The following is a 16,603-nucleotide window of genomic DNA, read 5'->3' on the forward strand; positions in this document are numbered from 1 at the left end:
CCTGGCAACAATTAATGCAGCGACGGCTTGGCCGCAGCCGGCTCTTCCGCTTTTTTGGTTTCGGAGAACAGCAGCAGCGGCGCAACGCGCAGGTATTCCATCACTTCCATGTAGTCGCTTTCGCCGTCTTCGGACTCTTCCAGGGCGTCTTGCACCTGGGAAATAGCCGCCAGATCCTGCAACACTTCGGTGGCTTCGGTGCTCAGCATGCTGCTGTCACGGCAGTTCAGGCCGAAACCGCTGAGAAAGCCCTGGCACCATTGGCCCAGTGCCGCGGCACGGTCAGCCAGTGGCGCGTCATCGGTCGGCAGCAGCAGAACGACAGTGACGTCGTCGCCGGTGAGCTCGCCCTTGACCATCTCCTGCAAGCCGATCAAGGCATTGCGGACATTATCCTGGGGCTCAGTTTCGAGCAGTTCGGCGGCATCGACCAGCCAGCCTTCGGCATCGAAACCGGCACCGGCGCAGCTGCGGCCGAGCAGCAGGCCGTGCAGTTCGGCAGGCGAGACGTTATGACCGCTGGAAGTCAGCAGGGTGGCGAAGGCTTGATACGGGGAATTCTGAATGGGCATGGGCAGCTAGGCGCCAGACGGCGCTATGTCTAGAATGAAGGCCTTGTATCCTACATCGACAGACTCGCCAAGACTATTAAAGGCTGTCCGCCCGTTACCCCCATCAGACTATTCAGTGGACACAATGGAAGACACCGACCTGCAAGCGCTGATGGCCAGACTCGAACTGCTAATTAATCGGGTCGAGCAACTTAAGAGTCAAAACGGACTCCTATTAGCTCAGGAAAAAACCTGGCGCGAGGAACGCGCTCACCTCATTGAAAAGAACGAAATCGCCCGGCGTAAGGTCGAATCAATGATTTCGCGCCTCAAGGCCCTGGAGCAAGACTCATGAGTTCAAGCAATAGCGTTACCGTGCAGATCCTCGATAAAGAATATTCGATCATCTGCCCCCAGGAAGAGCGCAGCAACCTGGTGAGCGCCGCCCGTTACCTGGACGGGAAGATGCGTGAAATCCGCAGCAGCGGCAAAGTCATCGGCGCCGACCGCATTGCCGTGATGGCCGCGCTGAACATCACGCACGATCTTCTGCACAAGGAAGAACGCCCGGATGTGCAGGCCAGTGGCTCGACTCGCGAGCAGGTTCGCGACCTGCTGGATCGCGTCGATCTGGTGCTTGCCACCGATCCGGACGTCACCAAGGGCTGAAACACGAAACCGCTTGGGGTATACTCGCATCACTCCCTGGGGTGCTTGCCAGTTGACCACGTCCCTGAGCCGATTCGCACTACCCTGGAGGCTGCACGTTGGGCTGGTGTGCATGTCCGCTAGACGGAAAGCCTTAAAGCCTACTGCATCTTCCACCTTGAACTTTCGGGTTCAAGGGCTAAGTCAGCAGCGGTTCATCCGGGGAGCCTGATTCCAGTCCGATGCCGGTTTAAATACCGGCATCGGCTTTTTTACGGGTACGCTTTACGTATCTGTCCTGTCGAAGCCTGAATCCATGACCGAACCTGCGCTGCTGCCCCGCCCGCAACTTCGACGCATGCTGCGCAAGGCCCGCCGCGCACTGACCCCCAGTCAGCAACGCCAGGCTGCTCGCGGGCTGTACAAGCAATTGGCTCAGCAGCCGTTGTTTCGCCGGGCCAAACACATCTCCCTCTACCTGCCCACCGACGGTGAAATCGACCCGCGCCTGTTGCTGCGCGCGGCGCAACGTCGGGGCAAGGCGACTTATCTACCGGTACTCAGTGCCTGGCCGCGGACCAAAATGGTGTTCCAGCGGATTCGTCCCGGTGAAAAACTCAAACCCAACCGCTTTCGTATTCTCGAACCCCGGCACAACCTCGCCCGCCAGCGCAAAGTCTGGGCGCTGGACCTGGTGCTGTTGCCATTGGTGGGATTTGACGACGTCGGCGGCCGCCTGGGAATGGGCGGCGGTTTCTACGATCGAAGCCTCGCCTACCTGGCGCGGCGAAAAAACTGGCGCAAGCCGACGCTGCTGGGCCTGGCCCATGAATGTCAGAAGGTAGAACGATTGGCTCAGGCGAGCTGGGATGTGCCGTTGCAAGGAACGGTTACCGACAAGGCGTGGTATTTCGCAGGCTAGACGCCACTGGAATCAGCGGCGCCCGAAAAACAGGCTCAGCGCTTGAAGGCCGACGGCTGTTGTTGCTGTGCGATTTCGATTGGCGCGTCAGTCTTGTTGTTCCACAGGCTTTGGGCATAGCCGGTGGTCACGACGCCGAGGCCGAACAAAATAACCAAAATCCATAGTAAATCCGGTTTGCGTTTCATCGATTGCCCCCCAAAGGCACATCAACACGATGACAGCAGCGGTTTCCGTTGTAGGTGTAGGCCGTGCAGCAGCGTCAAGCTTAGAAGGCCGGCATTTTGCGGCAACGTGAACTGACACGCAAACGCTGGCGTCAACCGACTGTCGGTTTGTCATAAAATTGCCCGACAACTTGCCCAATCACCTCGCAAGGAGCAAAAACCATGGCCTATTGGCTGATGAAATCCGAGCCCGATGAACTCTCGATCAAAGACCTGGCGAAGCTTGGCAAAGCGCGCTGGGATGGGGTTCGCAACTATCAGGCGCGTAACTTTTTGCGGACGATGGCGGTGGGCGACGAGTTTTTCTTCTATCACTCCAGCTGCCCGGAGCCCGGGATTGCCGGGATCGGAAAGATTATTCAAGCGGCGTATCCGGACCCAACGGCGCTGGAGCCGGAAAGTCATTACTACGATCCAAAGGCCACGCCAGAGAAAAACGCCTGGAGCGCGATTGATGTTGCGCATGTCGAGACGTTTTCCAAGGTGTTGAAGCTGGATTACTTGAAGCAGCAGACGGCGTTGGCCGAGATGCCATTGGTGCAGAAAGGCTCAAGGTTGTCGGTGATGCCGGTTACCGCCGAGCAATGGACAGCGGTGCTCGGCCTGCGCTAAACAAGCTGAACCGCCCGACGCTCTGGCCTGGATCGGTCAGACGTGACACCCCGTTGACGGATATCAAGTCGCCCCGCCGCTTGCCTGTCAGACTACGACGCTACAGACGCAGGATGCCGACATGTCGATTCACCGCCGCTCTTCACTTTTTTTCGCCTTTTTACTGGGGGCAGTGTTACTGGCCGCTGGGGGTTTTGGTTATTGGAAGTCGACCCTTAGCCGACTGCCCGAAGGGTTGTATGTCGGTAATGGCCGACTTGAAGCCACTGAAGTACAGATCGCCAGCAAAACAGCCGGCCGGCTGGCCGAAGTCCTGGTCGATGAAGGCGACAAGGTGACCAAGGGTCAACTGCTGGCACGCATGGACACCCGGACCCTCGAAGCCCAGCGCAACCAGGCCGAAGCCGAAGTGATACGCGCCCGGGAAAACCTCAATGCCGCCCAGGCCAATGTGCAACTGCGCCAGAGCGAGCAACGGCTTGCCCACCAAGAGCTCAGCCGTTCTCAGGAATTGTTCAAGCGTGGCTTCTCCAGTGGCCAGACCATCGATCAGCAACAATCTCGCTTCGAAACGAGCAACGCGGCCGTCACCGCGGCCCGTGCGCAGGTGTCCGCCGTCGGCGCCGCCATTGGCGCGGCGCAGGCACAAGTCGCTCAGCTGACCAGCGAGATTGACGACAGCAGCCTGCGGGCGCCCATTGACGGGGTGATTCAGCTGCGCATGGCCGAACCCGGTGAAGTCCTCGGTGCCGGTGGGCGGGTGTTGTTGCTGATTGATCCGAACGATCAGTACATGAACCTCTATCTCGCCACATCCGTAGTGGGACGCCTGGCGGTTGGTGATGAAGCGCGGATCCTGCTGGACGCCCTGCCCGGCCAGCCGTTGCCGGCGAAAATCAGCTTCGTGGCAGCCAAATCGCAATTCACCCCCAAAGAAGTCGAGACCCGCGACGAACGTCAGAAACTGGTGTTTCGGGTCAAGCTGCGCCTGACCCAACCCAGCAGCGTGCCCCAGGCCAAACCGGGGATGCCCGGTAACGGCTACGTGCGCACCGCGCCCATTGGCTGGCCGGCCAATCTTCAATGACCGGCCTGGCGCTGCAAGCCACCGGCCTTCAGCACCGATACGGCCAACAGCAGGTGCTGACCGACATCACGTTCAGCCTGCCCGCCGGCACCCGGTGCGGCTTGATCGGTCCGGACGGCGCCGGGAAATCCAGCCTGCTGGGATTAATCGCCGGTGTGAAGACGCTGCAAGACGGCCAACTGGACGTGCTCAGCGGCTCGATCCAGGACCGGCGCCACCGTATCAGCCTCTATTCGCGAATTGCGTTCATGCCTCAAGGTCTGGGCGGCAACCTGTATCCCGAGCTGTCGATCAGCGAAAACATTCACTTCTTCGCCACTTTGTTCGGCCTGTCCGGAGCCGAATGCGATCAGCGCATGCAAAGTCTGTTGCTGGCCACCGACCTGCAGCGGTTTGCCGAGCGCCCGGCGGGCAAGTTATCGGGCGGCATGAAACAGAAGCTCGGCCTCTGTTGTGCGCTGATTCATGAACCCGACCTGTTGATCCTCGATGAACCGACCACCGGTGTCGATCCGCTGTCCCGCCGGCGCTTCTGGGAATTGATTGATGACGTCCGGCGTCAACGTCCGCAATTGACGCTGTTGGTTGCCACCGCGTACATGGAAGAGGCCGAGCAATTCGAACACTGCCTGATGCTCGATGGCGGCAAACTGATTGCCGCCGGCTTGACCAGCGACCTTGGGGCAGCGACCCCCAGCGGCAAGCTCGATGAGGCCTTTACTCACTTTCAGGGCGACAGCGGCCGTGACAACCAGCCGCTGGTGATCCCTGCCCGAACCAACGCCACGGCCGACATCGCCATCGAAGCCCATGACCTGACCCTGCGCTTCGGCGATTTCACGGCGGTGGACAAGGTCAGCTTCGCCATCGGCCGCGGCGAGATCTTCGGGTTTCTGGGCTCCAATGGCTGCGGCAAAACCACCACCATGAAAGTCCTCACCGGGCTGATCCCGGCCAGCGAAGGCCGCGCCACGCTGCTGGGCAATCCGGTGAACGCCAAGGATCTTGCCACCCGCAAACGCGTCGGCTTCATGTCCCAGAGCTTCTCGCTCTATGGCGAACTCAGCGTGCGGCAGAATCTGGACTTGCACGCCCGACTGTTCGATTTGCCCAAGGCCGAGAGCGCACAACGCATCGATGAGCTGATCCAGCGCTTCAACCTGGGCAGCGTCGCTCATCAGCCGTCCGGAGGACTGCCACTGGGCCTGCGCCAACGCTTATCCCTGGCGGTGGCGGTGCTGCATCGCCCCGAAGTGCTGATCCTCGACGAACCGACGTCCGGCGTCGACCCGGCCGCACGGGATGATTTCTGGCGGCTGCTGATCGAATTGTCCCGCGAACAGGGCGTGACGATTTTCCTCTCCACGCATTTCATGAACGAAGCCCAGCGCTGTGACCGCATCTCGCTGATGCACGCCGGCAAGGTCCTGGCCTGCGACACCCCGGCGGCTCTGCAACTGCAGTTCAAGGGCCAGACTCTGGAGGCGGCGTTCGTCACCTGCCTGGAGCAGGCCCAGGGGCCGATCGCAACGGCGGCGCCACCAACGCCCATCGACACGACGCTCGCCCCCGTCGCCCCGATGCAAGACAGCCGCTTCAGTTTTGGACGGTTGCGGGCGCTGGCGAGTCGTGAAGGCAAGGAGTTGCTGCGCGATAAAGTGCGCATGGCCTTTGCCCTGCTCGGGGCGATGTTCATGATGGTGATTTTCGGCTACGGCATTTCCCTGGATGTGGAAAAACTCGCCTTCGCGGTTTACGACCAAGACCAGACGCCACAAAGCCGGGCGTATCTGGAGGCTTTCCGCAGCTCCCGTTACTTCGACGAACAACCGCCTATCAGCGATCCGGCGCAATTGCATCGACGATTACAGCGCTCGGAAATCAAACTGGCGCTGGAAATCCCGCCGGGATTCGGCCGGGACTTGTTCGCCGGTCGCCAACCCGCTGTCGCGGCCTGGCTCGATGGCGGCATGCCGTTTCGTGCCGAAACCAGCCGCAATTACGTGGAAGCGGTACACCAAGGCAACCTGGTGCAATTGGCCGAGCAGTCCAGCCCCGCACTGAACCGGCAAACGGCAGCCCAACTGGAAACCCGCTTCCGCTACAACCAGGATGTCGTCAGCGTCAACGCCATCGGTCCCGGGGTGATGGCGCTGATCCTGGCGTTCATCCCGGCCATGCTGACGGCGCTGGGCATCGTGCGGGAGAAAGAACTGGGCTCGATCACCAACTTCTACGCCACACCGCTGACGCGACTGGAGTTCCTGCTAGGTAAGCAAGCGCCATATCTGGCCATCAGCTTGATCAACCTCGCCGTCCTGACGGCTATGAATCGCTGGCTGTTCGGCGTGCCTTTCAAGGGCAGCGGCCTGACCCTGGCCTTCGGCGGGCTGCTCTACGTGCTGGCGACCACCAGCATGGGCCTGTTGATTTCGGCGTTCACCCGAACCCAGATTGCCGCCATTCTCGGCACCATGATCATTACCAGTCTGCCGACCATTCAGTTCTCCGGCTTGATCGTGCCGCGCTCGTCACTCGATGGCGCGGCCGCTGTCATGGGGATGCTGTTCCCGGCGGGTTACTTCCTCGATATTGCCGTTGGCACGTTTACCAAGGCCCTGGATATCCGGCAGTTGTGGCCTCAATGCCTGGCACTGTTCGGGTTCTTCCTGGTGTTTACCGGCCTTAGCCTGGCCATGCTGAAAAAGCAGGAGGCCTGATGCACAAGCTTGCGCACATCCTGCGACTTGGCCTCAAGGAACTCACCAGCCTGCGACACGACAGCGTGTTGCTGCTGTTCCTGTTCTATGCCTTCACCGTCGCGATCTACATGCCGGCCGCGGGCTCGGTGATTGGCGTGCACAACGCCAGCGTGGCCATGGTCGATGAAGATCACAGCCACCTGTCACGACAATTGGCGCAAGCCCTGCAGCCGCCGGAATTCCAGGCGCCGGTGTCGCTGCCCTATGAACAACTGGACGATGTGCTGGACAGCGGCCGATTCACCTTCGTCATCAATATTCCGGCCAATTTCCAGGCAGATCTGTTGGCTGGCCGCCAGCCAGCCGTGCAGGTCAACGTCGACGCCACCGCCATGAGCCAGGCGTTCATGGGGGCGGGCTACATCGGACGAATTTTCCAACGCGAACTGCAGACCTACAGTGAACAGGGCGATGCGGCGAGCAAAGCCCCCGTGCTGCTGACCACCCGAGCGCTGTTCAATACCAATCTGGAGGGCGGCTGGTTCCTGGCGGTGATTCAAATCGTCAACAACATCACCATCCTCGCCATCATCCTGACCGGCACAGCGTTGTTGCGTGAGCGCGAACACGGCACCCTCGACCATTTGCTGGTGCTGCCCCTCACGGCGCTTGAAATCATGCTGGCGAAAATCTGGAGCAACATGCTGGTGGTGGTGCTGTGCACCTGGATCTCGCTGGAGGTGATCGTCAAAGGTGCACTCGGCGTGCCGCTGGCCGGTTCCATGACCCTGTTCCTGATGGTGACGGCCGTTTATCTGTTCGCCAGCACAGCGCTGGGGATATTCCTTGCGACCCTCGCCCGCTCGACACCGCAATTCGGCCTGCTGGCGATTCCGGTGATCATCCCGATGTTGCTGCTCTCCGGGGGCAGTACGCCGCTCGACAGCATGCCGCAATGGCTGCAATGGGTCATGCAGGGCTCGCCATCGACCCACTTCGTCAGCCTCAGCGCCGCGATACTGTTTCGCGACGCGGGGATCAATGTGGTGTGGCCGGACTTGCTGGCATTGAGCGCCATTGGCCTGCTGTTTTTTAGCGTGGCGCTGATGCGGTTTCGCAAGAGCCTGGCGTCCTGAATCGCGGGCAAGCTGGCGCCCACAGGGTTCTGCTCAGGTCCTGTGGGAGCGGGATTGCTCGCGAAGAGGCCGGGCCGGGCAGCGAGAGACTTACTGAATGATGAGGTTGTTGAACAACAAATCCTCAACCATCGGCTTGCCGGTCTCATCGTTCATCACTTGCTGAGTCTGCTTCAAGGCTTCCTGACGCAGCTTTTCCTTGGCTTCAACGTTGCTCATCGCTTCGGTCGTCTGCTGGGCAAACAACGCCACCAGCTGATTACGGATCAACGGCTCGTTGGCCTTCACTGCCTTGGTCGCCTCCTCACCGGTCACGCGCAATGCCACATCGGCCTTGTAGACCTTGAGCTTCGGCGTACCGTCCAGCCCATAGTTGCCCACGAACGGCGGGCTCAAGGTGATGTAATTGACCTTCGGAGCTTCACCTTCTTTGGCTTCTTCGGCCATCGCTGCCACAGGCAGAGACAGGGCCAGCAACAACATGATCCACGCTTTCACAATTCGCTCCTTATCCGGTTTGCGGCCTAGCATAACGACCCGCCGCTCAAGCACAAGCTTATGGCTGACTATCAGGGTCGGGCATGCTCGTTGACCCATCGACTCACACACCTACACTTATCGGCCATCACTCCCAAAGGAATAGCCCTGATGAAAGCCGTGCTGTGCAAAGCCTTCGGCCCTGCCGAATCGCTGGTGCTGGAAGACGTCGCCAGCCCTGTCGCGAAGAAGAATGAAATCCTGCTGGACGTGCATGCCGCCGGGGTGAATTTCCCGGACACGCTGATCATCGAGGGCAAATACCAGTTCAAGCCGCCCTTCCCGTTTTCCCCGGGTGGCGAAGCGGCCGGTGTGGTCAGTGCAGTGGGCGAAAAAGTCAGCCACCTCAAGGTCGGTGACCGGGTCATGGCCCTGACCGGCTGGGGCAGTTTCGCCGAGCAGGTCGCCGTGCCGGGCTACAACGTGCTGCCGATTCCGCCCTCGATGGACTTCAACACCGCTGCCGCGTTCAGCATGACTTACGGCACCTCGATGCACGCACTCAAGCAACGGGCCAACCTGCAACCGGGTGAAACCCTGCTGGTGCTCGGCGCTTCCGGCGGTGTTGGCCTGGCCGCCGTGGAAATCGGCAAAGCCATGGGCGCCCGCGTGATTGCCGCCGCCAGCAGCGCCGAAAAACTTGCGGTGGCCAAGGCAGCCGGTGCCGATGAACTGATCAACTACAGCGAAACCAGCCTCAAGGACGAAATCAAACGCCTGACCGACGGCCAGGGTGCCGACGTGATTTACGACCCGGTCGGCGGCGATCTGTTCGACCAGGCCATCCGCGCCATCGCCTGGAATGGCCGCTTGCTGGTGGTCGGTTTCGCCAGCGGACGCATTCCAGAACTACCGGTGAACCTGGCGCTGCTCAAGGGCGCGGCCGTAGTCGGCGTGTTCTGGGGTTCGTTTGCCCAACGCCAGCCGCAGGACAACGCGGCGAACTTCCAGCAGTTATTTGGCTGGTTTGCCGAGGGCAAACTGAGGCCGTTGGTTTCGCAGGTGTATCCGCTGAGCAATGCGGCGCAGGCGATCAATGATCTTGGCCAGCGCAAGGCGGTCGGGAAAGTGGTGGTACAGGTTCGCTGAACCTTAAAAAGCGGGCCGGATTGTCCGGGCCGCTTTTTAAGGACGCTTGAAATGCCTCATCAACCGCCGCCCAGGACCATTCCCATAACGCCCTTCACTTATACCTGTGCGACATGTTCATAAAGGAACACGCGACTGCCCACATTTCCGCTGTTTGGTCGATGCGAACCGGTGCTATTTTCGGTAACGAAACTGTAACATTCGCATCCGCAGTCAAAACAAGAAATCTGGAGCTCTTGAATGTTTGCTTTCTTTCGTCCTGCCGCACATCAGGCTCCATTGCCTGAAGAAAAAATAGACGACACCTATAAACGCCTCCGCTGGCAGATCTTCGCCGGGATTTTCATCGGGTATGCGGGTTACTACCTGCTGCGCAAGAACTTCACCCTGGCGTTCCCCGATCTGATCGCCCAAGGCTATACGAAGGGTCAACTGGGTGTGGCCATGTCGGCGATTGCCATCGCCTACGGTCTGTCCAAGTTTTTGATGGGCATCGTGTCCGACCGCTCCAACCCGCGTTACTTCCTGCCCTTCGGCCTGGTGGTCTCCGCCGGGGTGATGTTCGTTTTCGGTTTCGCACCGTGGGCGACGTCCAGCGTGACCATGATGTTCATCCTGTTGTTCATCAACGGCTGGGCGCAAGGCATGGGCTGGCCGCCAAGTGGCCGCACCATGGTGCACTGGTGGTCGCAGAAAGAACGTGGCCAAGTGGTGTCGATCTGGAACACCGCGCATAACGTCGGCGGTGGCTTGATCGGCCCGCTGGCGATTCTCGGCATGGGCTGGTTCAACGACTGGCACAGCAAGTTCTACGTCCCGGCCGCCGTGGCGCTGCTGGTTGCGGTCTTTGCGTTCATTGCGATGCGCGACACGCCGCAATCGACAGGCCTGCCGCCGATCGAGAAGTACAAGAACGATTACCCGGAAGGCTACGACGCCAGCCACGAAGAAGAATTCAGCGCCAAGGACATCTTCGTCAAATACGTGCTGCGCAACAAAATGCTCTGGTTCATTGCCCTGGCTAACGTCTTCGTCTACCTGCTGCGCTACGGCATCCTGGACTGGGCACCGACTTACCTCAAAGAGGTCAAGCACTTCGACTTCGACAAGAGTTCGTGGGCGTATTTCCTCTATGAGTGGGCAGGCATTCCGGGCACGTTGCTGTGCGGCTGGATGTCGGACAAGGTTTTCCGTGGCAACCGTGGCCTGACCGGCATGGTGTTCATGGCGTTGGTGACCGTTGCAACGATCGTGTACTGGCTGAATCCGCCGGGTAACCCGATGGTCGACATGATCTCGCTGTTCGCGATCGGCTTCCTGATCTACGGCCCGGTGATGCTGGTGGGCTTGCAAGCGCTGGAACTGGTACCGAAAAAGGCCGCCGGTACTGCCGCGGGCTTTACCGGTCTGTTCGGTTACTTGGGCGGGTCAGTCGCGGCCAGTGCGCTGATGGGCTACACCGTGGACTACTTCGGCTGGGATGGCGGCTTCATCCTGTTGGTCGCCGCCTGCTTGCTGGCAATGGCGTTCCTGGCGCCCACGCTGGGGCACAAGCAAATCGCCAGTCAGACCCGAGAAGAAGCGATCGCCTGATCGGCTTTTGATTGGCAGCGCTTGAGCCGCGCCTCCAGATTCCGGTCTGGCATGGCGTGGCTACGCAGGGCGTTGGCGGTCTGCTCGACATAATCGCGAGTGGTGCCGTAACGCCCGCAAGCGTTTTCGAACACATGGCTCAGCACATGATCCGGCAAGTTGCCGGCATAGCTGGGCAAGTGTCGCTCCAACACAAACCCCAACGCCTGAACCTGGCTTCCGTCTTCGAGACGGCAGTTGAGCCAGTGTGGCCGATAGGACGGGAACGGCATTTCGCGCTGCCAAAGCGCATAAAGCGAGGCTTCCAGTTGTTCTTCGGGCAAACGGTAAGCGAAGCCGCTGCAAGAACCGCCGCGATCCAGGCCAAAGACCAGACCAGGGACTTCCGGCGTGCCGCGATGTTCGTGGGACCACAGGTATAACCCGCGATGGTAGCCATGCACTCGGCCGCGCACTCGCTCCACCGCCGCACATTCAGGGCGCCAGATCAGCGAACCATAAGCGAATAACCAGACGGGCCCGCCCTTGTGTCGAGCCATGGTCGACTGCATCGAGCTGAGTAATTGTTCGTGCGTAAGCTGCGGCCCCAGATCGAGCCGCGGAGGGTAAGCCAGATTCAAAAATGCAGATTCAATGGCGCTCATGGCGAATAGCGTTCAGCTCCCCGCGGATAAAGAATTACTAAATAGAACGCACCGCTGTAACAATAAGGCACATATGTTTTCAGGCAATTTAAGTGCCATGGCACAGTTCTTAAATAATTGCCTTGCTTGGATATAACCTACCGGCATTTATATAAAACTATAAATACCGATCGGCTATATGGGGAGTTATAACGATTAAGACCGTGGATCAAAATCGTGGATCAAGATCGCGGCGCGTACGCAAACACGTCGGCGCGCATCTGATGCGCATCCATCCCCGCTTCAACCAACGCATCCAGCGTGCCGTAGACCATGGCCGGTGAGCCGCTGGCATATACGTGCAGCGCTTTCAGATCAGGGAAGTCCTCACACACTGCCTCATGCAACATGCCGCAACGCCCCTGCCAGCCGCATTGATCGCTGACGACTTTATGCAGGAACAGATTGGGCAGTTTCAGCCACTCATCCCAATGTTCGATTTCATAAAAGTCTTCAGGCCGACGCACACCCCAATACAGATGCACCGGATGTTTAAAACCCGCGGCCCGGCAATGTTCGATCAGGCTGTGGATCTGGCCCATGCCGGTGCCAGCGGCAATCAGCACCAGCGGACCGTCCGGCAGTTCCGCCAGATGGGTATCGCCGAACGGCATCTCGATCCGCACCATCGGGTTGCGTTGCAGTTGTTCGATCAGGCTCAGCGCACTGCTTTCGCGCGCCAACACATGAATTTCCAGGTCGCGGCCGGAATGCGGTGCCGAGGCCAGGGAGAAGGCGGATTTCTCGCCGTTTTCACGTTCGATCATCAAATACTGGCCAGCGTGATAACGCGGTGGCTTGCCGGCTGGCGCCCGCAGATGCACGCGAAAGGTATCGCCGCCGACGTCCCTGCATTCAATGACCTGACACGAAAAGCTGCGCACCGGCAGTTCTCCCAGCGCGAGCACGCCATCCCACAGCACGATGCAGTCTTCCAGCGGCTCTGCTATGCAAGTGTAGAACTCGCCATGGTCACGCACACCGCCGTCCTGTTCGACCCGGCCTTCCACCAGCAACGCCGCGCACACGTGGCAATTGCCGTTACGACAGCTTTGCGGGCATTCATAGCCCAGGCGCCGCGCGCCATCGAGAATACGCTCGCCGGGCAGAATCTCTAGCACTGCTCCGGAAGGCTGCAAGGTTACACGCATCAATCTATTCCTAACTGATTCCAGATGGCATCGATCCGTTGGGTCACGGCGTCGTCCTTGACGATCACCCGGCCCCACTCGCGAGTGGTTTCGCCCGGCCATTTATGCGTGGCATCGAGCCCCATCTTCGAACCCAGGCCGGAGACCGGCGAGGCGAAGTCGAGGTAGTCGATCGGCGTGTTGTCGATCATCACCGTGTCGCGCTTGGGGTCCATGCGCGTGGTGATGGCCCAGATCACGTCGTTCCAGTCTCGCGCATTGATATCGTCGTCTGTGACGATAACGAACTTGGTGTACATGAACTGTCGCAAAAACGACCAGACACCGAGCATTACCCGCTTGGCGTGGCCCGGATACGACTTCTTCATGGTCACGATGGCCATGCGGTACGAGCAACCTTCCGGCGGCAAGTAGAAGTCGGTGATTTCCGGGAACTGCTTCTGCAGGATCGGCACGAACACTTCGTTCAGCGCCACGCCGAGAATCGCCGGCTCATCCGGCGGACGGCCGGTGTAGGTGCTGTGGTAGATCGGTTTGATCCGATGGGTAATGCGCTCGACGGTGAACACCGGAAAGCTGTCGACTTCGTTGTAGTAGCCAGTGTGATCGCCGTAAGGGCCCTCGTCGGCCATCTCGCCCGGATGGATCACGCCTTCAAGGATGATCTCGGCGGTGGCCGGCACTTGCAGGTCGTTGCCGCGGCACTTCACCAGTTCGGTGCGGTTGCCGCGCAGCAGACCGGCGAAGGCGTATTCGGAGAGGCTGTCCGGTACCGGCGTCACGGCGCCAAGGATGGTCGCCGGGTCAGCGCCCAGGGCCACGGAGACCGGGAACGGCTGGCCGGGATGCTTTTCGCACCACTCACGGTAATCCAGCGCGCCGCCCCGGTGGCTCAGCCAGCGCATGATGACTTTGTTTCGGCCGATGACTTGCTGACGGTAGATGCCGAGGTTCTGGCGGTCTTTGTTCGGACCTTTGGTGACGGTCAGGCCCCAGGTGATCAGCGGGCCGACGTCGCCGGGCCAGCAGGTCTGCACCGGCAGCATCGCCAGATCGACGTCGTCGCCTTCGATGACCACTTCCTGGCACACCGCGTCTTTCACGACTTTCGGCGCCATCGCAATGATCTTGCGGAAGATCGGCAGCTTGGACCAGGCGTCCTTCAAGCCCTTCGGCGGCTCGGGCTCTTTGAGGAAGGCCAGCAGCTTGCCGATCTCGCGCAGCTCGCTGACCGCCTCGGCGCCCATGCCCATCGCCACCCGCTCGGGGGTGCCGAACAGGTTGCCGAGCACCGGAATGTCGTAGCCGGTCGGGTTTTCGAACAGCAGCGCCGGGCCTTTTGCCCGAAGCGTGCGATCACAGACTTCGGTCATCTCCAGCACTGGAGAGACGGGGATCTGGATGCGTTTCAACTCTCCGCGCTGCTCAAGCTGCTGCACGAAATCCCGAAGATCCTTGAATTTCATTGACGATGGCACCCCTAAAATAGGCGTACATCCTACCTGCTCTGCCGCCCGCTGGCAGCTTATCGCTGCTTACTTGGCCGCATTTGCGTTGCCATTGCCCAGTGTCGTGCGGGCTTGCAAGCGCTTGAACAGCGGCTCAAGCACCGGCGCGATAAAGCGCGCACCGACTTCCGACAGGTGATTGTCGTCGGTATACAGCGAATGACCGTCGAGTTGGGCGCGGCACAGGCCCGCGTGATCGCACAGCAATGGCGCCGGATCAACCACGGTCACGCCGGGGTTCGCCGCCGCTATCTGCGCAAACAGTTGGCTGATGAACGCCTGGCGCTTGAAGTGCTCAGCCACTGCTAAACCGACGTCATCGGTCGGACGATGCAGCATGGCCAGGCGACTGAGGCGGTAAGGCGGGCTGAAGGGTTGCAACGGCGCTTCCTTGATCAGCCAGACGCGATGCCCGCCATTGCGCAATTGCCGGATGGTCGCCTGCAACCCTTCCGCCAGTTGCTGCTCGGCATTGGCCCTTTCGTAACGACCATGGGCATCTTTCAGTGCATGCCCGAGATCGCCTTTCGCATCACCATAGAGATACAGGCTCCAGCGCGCGACAAGGACCACATCGCCCACCGACTGCGGCTTCAACTCCTGCTCGACCCGGCGATTGAAACGGGCGCACCGTTGATCGTGCTCAAGCCCTTCCACCGGGAGGCAGCCCGTGGAGCTGGCGAGAATCACGCTGACGCCATGCTTCTGCGCCCCCTCATCGAATACCGGAATCAGCGCGGTGGCGTGACTGTCGCCCCAGACCAGCAGCCGTGACGACAACGCCGACGCCCCGTAGTGACAGAAGAGCTTGTCGTCAGGGGTTTTGTCGTCGGCCAGGCAGCGCATCAGTTCCGGTCGCCATTCCTTCGCCTTGGCGTACTGCAACGCTTGATCGGACAGGCGCGAAGGCAAGCCATGGGTCCAGCGCAACGTTTGCCCGGCCAGCCCCAGCACCAGTACACCGACGCCCGCCGCCAGCAGCATCTGCCGACGCCCCGCCAGCAGCCGTCGTTCACGGAACGGCGTCTCGACAAATTTCCACGACAAGTAGCCCAGCACCAGGGTGAGCAGAATCAAGCCGGCAATATCAAACGGGCCGGGCTCCTCGACACTGGCGTAACTGGCGAAGACAAACACCGGCCAATGCCACAGGTACCAGGAATAGGAAATCAGCCCGAGGCCGACCAGTACGCGACTGGCCAGCAGCCCACCCACCAGGGTCTGCCGGTGTCCATTGGCCCAGATCAGTGCAACCACGCCCAGGGTCGGCAACAACGCCGCGACACCGGGAAATGGCGTGCTTTTGTCGTAACCCACTATCGCCAGCAGAATCAACCCGAACCCGGCCAGGCTGACCACTTGAGCCCCGGCGGTGGTCAGGCGCCATTGGCTTCTGGGCGCCACGGCCAGCATGGCGCCGGCCAACAACTCCCAGGCGCGCATCGGCAACAGGAAAAACGCTTTCTCAGGGTGATGCGCAACGGCCCAGACACTGAGCCCGAAAGACACCAGCAATACGGCGAACAGCGCCAGACGCCAGGCTTTCAGGCGACTCGACAACAGCGTCAGCAACAGCGGGAAAACGATATAGAACTGCTCTTCAACCGCCAGCGACCAGGTATGCAGCAAGGGCTTGAGGTCGGAAGCAACGTCAAAGTAGCCGTCCTGGCGCATGAACAGGATGTTGGAGACAAACATCACCTGGTAACGCACCGAGCGCCCCAGTTCTTCATAGTCCTTGGGCGCTAACAGAAACCAGCCCACCGCCAGCACGGCAATGATCATGGCAAACAGCGCGGGGAGGATTCGCCGGGCACGGCGGGCCCAGAAGTCGACAAAGCTGAAACGCCCGGCCTGACGCTGGTTCCAGATGATCGAGGTGATCAGGTAGCCGGAAATCACAAAGAAGATGTCCACGCCGACGAACCCGCCGGTAAACCCTGGAACGCCAAAATGGAACAGCACCACGGCAATCACGGCGATTGCGCGTAAACCGTCGATATCCCTTCGATAAGCAAGCGTGCTCATAAACAGTAAGGCCAGTCAGTTGATTGTTTTTACGATCGTTTTTTTGTTTTCTAACTGACCGGAGTTAATCACAAACCTCCCATTTTTCTGGCAAAAAAAATGGCGCCCCGAAGGACGCCATTTTAAGCG

At 60.1% G+C, this 16,603-nt stretch carries 16 protein-coding genes and 1 other RNA gene; 10 read left to right on the forward strand and 7 right to left on the reverse strand.

The features are described from left to right. Positions 1-11: 11 nt before the first annotated feature. Complete coding sequence (locus JIO00_RS28315; protein WP_010464994.1) at positions 12-572, reverse strand: YecA/YgfB family protein; 561 nt, start codon at positions 570-572, stop codon at positions 12-14. Between the two features lie 124 nt (positions 573-696). On the opposite strand from JIO00_RS28315, the gene JIO00_RS28320 reads away from it, so the two are divergent. The 4 genes from JIO00_RS28320 (at position 697) to JIO00_RS28335 (ending at position 2,121) form a co-directional block, all read left to right on the forward strand. Continuing rightward, complete coding sequence (locus JIO00_RS28320; RefSeq protein ID WP_003213954.1) at positions 697-906, forward strand: TIGR02449 family protein; 210 nt, start codon at positions 697-699, stop codon at positions 904-906. Then, positions 903-1,220: a cell division protein ZapA gene (locus JIO00_RS28325; RefSeq protein ID WP_007942435.1), complete on the forward strand. Its 318-nt coding sequence runs from the start codon at positions 903-905 to the stop codon at positions 1,218-1,220. Before JIO00_RS28320 ends, JIO00_RS28325 begins: the two co-directional genes overlap by 4 nt. A 30-nt stretch (positions 1,221-1,250) precedes the next feature. Then, positions 1,251-1,429, forward strand: a non-coding RNA gene (gene ssrS / locus JIO00_RS28330) — 6S RNA. Between the two features lie 86 nt (positions 1,430-1,515). Then, positions 1,516-2,121: a 5-formyltetrahydrofolate cyclo-ligase gene (locus tag JIO00_RS28335; RefSeq protein WP_010465002.1), complete on the forward strand. Its 606-nt coding sequence runs from the start codon at positions 1,516-1,518 to the stop codon at positions 2,119-2,121. Between the two features lie 35 nt (positions 2,122-2,156). Here JIO00_RS28335 and JIO00_RS28340 read toward each other — a convergent pair whose 3' ends face one another. After that, on the reverse strand, positions 2,157-2,309 hold the full coding sequence (locus JIO00_RS28340; protein ID WP_007942433.1) for a hypothetical protein: 153 nt from the start codon (positions 2,307-2,309) through the stop codon (positions 2,157-2,159). Between the two features lie 201 nt (positions 2,310-2,510). On the opposite strand from JIO00_RS28340, the gene JIO00_RS28345 reads away from it, so the two are divergent. From JIO00_RS28345 to JIO00_RS28360, 4 genes are all read left to right on the forward strand, one after another. Beyond that, on the forward strand, positions 2,511-2,960 hold the full coding sequence (locus tag JIO00_RS28345; protein WP_077747168.1) for an EVE domain-containing protein: 450 nt from the start codon (positions 2,511-2,513) through the stop codon (positions 2,958-2,960). Positions 2,961-3,081: 121 nt separating this feature from the next. Next, on the forward strand, positions 3,082-4,047 hold the full coding sequence (locus JIO00_RS28350) for an HlyD family secretion protein (RefSeq protein ID WP_077747167.1): 966 nt from the start codon (positions 3,082-3,084) through the stop codon (positions 4,045-4,047). Further along, positions 4,044-6,767 (forward strand): ribosome-associated ATPase/putative transporter RbbA, encoded by a 2,724-nt coding sequence (gene rbbA, locus JIO00_RS28355; RefSeq protein WP_200667265.1) that lies wholly within the window; start codon positions 4,044-4,046, stop codon positions 6,765-6,767. The genes JIO00_RS28350 and rbbA overlap by 4 nt, the downstream gene beginning before the upstream one ends. After that, positions 6,767-7,885, forward strand: a complete 1,119-nt coding sequence (locus tag JIO00_RS28360; protein WP_077747165.1) for an ABC transporter permease — start codon at positions 6,767-6,769, stop codon at positions 7,883-7,885. Before rbbA ends, JIO00_RS28360 begins: the two co-directional genes overlap by 1 nt. Before the next feature lie 90 nt (positions 7,886-7,975). On the opposite strand, the gene JIO00_RS28365 is transcribed toward JIO00_RS28360, so the two are convergent. Then, the gene (locus JIO00_RS28365) at positions 7,976-8,383 is read right to left on the reverse strand and encodes a flagellar basal body-associated protein FliL (RefSeq protein ID WP_010465012.1); all 408 of its coding nucleotides are present in this window, start codon (positions 8,381-8,383) and stop codon (positions 7,976-7,978) included. 150 nt (positions 8,384-8,533) lie between these two features. Between JIO00_RS28365 and JIO00_RS28370 the strand changes: the two genes are divergently transcribed. Together JIO00_RS28370 and glpT are read left to right on the forward strand one after the other, a co-directional pair. Then, positions 8,534-9,511 carry an NADPH:quinone oxidoreductase family protein gene (locus JIO00_RS28370; RefSeq protein WP_010465014.1) on the forward strand — a complete coding sequence of 326 codons (978 nt, stop codon included), beginning with the start codon at positions 8,534-8,536 and terminating at the stop codon, positions 9,509-9,511. A gap of 240 nt (positions 9,512-9,751) precedes the next feature. After that, positions 9,752-11,104 carry a glycerol-3-phosphate transporter gene (gene glpT / locus JIO00_RS28375; RefSeq protein ID WP_102595427.1) on the forward strand — a complete coding sequence of 451 codons (1,353 nt, stop codon included), beginning with the start codon at positions 9,752-9,754 and terminating at the stop codon, positions 11,102-11,104. Here the strand turns inward: glpT and JIO00_RS28380 are convergent. The 4 genes from JIO00_RS28380 to JIO00_RS28395 all read right to left on the reverse strand — a co-directional run bounded on the left by JIO00_RS28380 (position 11,077) and on the right by JIO00_RS28395 (position 16,474). Then, positions 11,077-11,748 (reverse strand): gamma-glutamylcyclotransferase, encoded by a 672-nt coding sequence (locus JIO00_RS28380; RefSeq protein WP_083375495.1) that lies wholly within the window; start codon positions 11,746-11,748, stop codon positions 11,077-11,079. The two genes, glpT and JIO00_RS28380, sit on opposite strands and share 28 nt — an antisense overlap. A 221-nt stretch (positions 11,749-11,969) precedes the next feature. Next, positions 11,970-12,938, reverse strand: a complete 969-nt coding sequence (locus JIO00_RS28385) for a CDP-6-deoxy-delta-3,4-glucoseen reductase (RefSeq protein ID WP_010465021.1) — start codon at positions 12,936-12,938, stop codon at positions 11,970-11,972. Next, a complete protein-coding gene (gene ubiD, locus JIO00_RS28390; protein ID WP_007942423.1) occupies positions 12,938-14,404 on the reverse strand; it encodes a 4-hydroxy-3-polyprenylbenzoate decarboxylase in 1,467 nt (488 codons plus the stop codon). Before ubiD ends, JIO00_RS28385 begins: the two co-directional genes overlap by 1 nt. A 69-nt stretch (positions 14,405-14,473) precedes the next feature. Next, the gene (locus JIO00_RS28395; RefSeq protein ID WP_154502152.1) at positions 14,474-16,474 is read right to left on the reverse strand and encodes an acyltransferase family protein; all 2,001 of its coding nucleotides are present in this window, start codon (positions 16,472-16,474) and stop codon (positions 14,474-14,476) included. Positions 16,475-16,603 lie beyond the last annotated feature (129 nt).

Origin of the sequence: Pseudomonas sp. SW-3 (genome assembly GCF_016615645.1) — a bacterium.
In the GTDB taxonomy this organism is placed as follows: Bacteria; Pseudomonadota; Gammaproteobacteria; order Pseudomonadales; family Pseudomonadaceae; genus Aquipseudomonas; species Aquipseudomonas mandelii.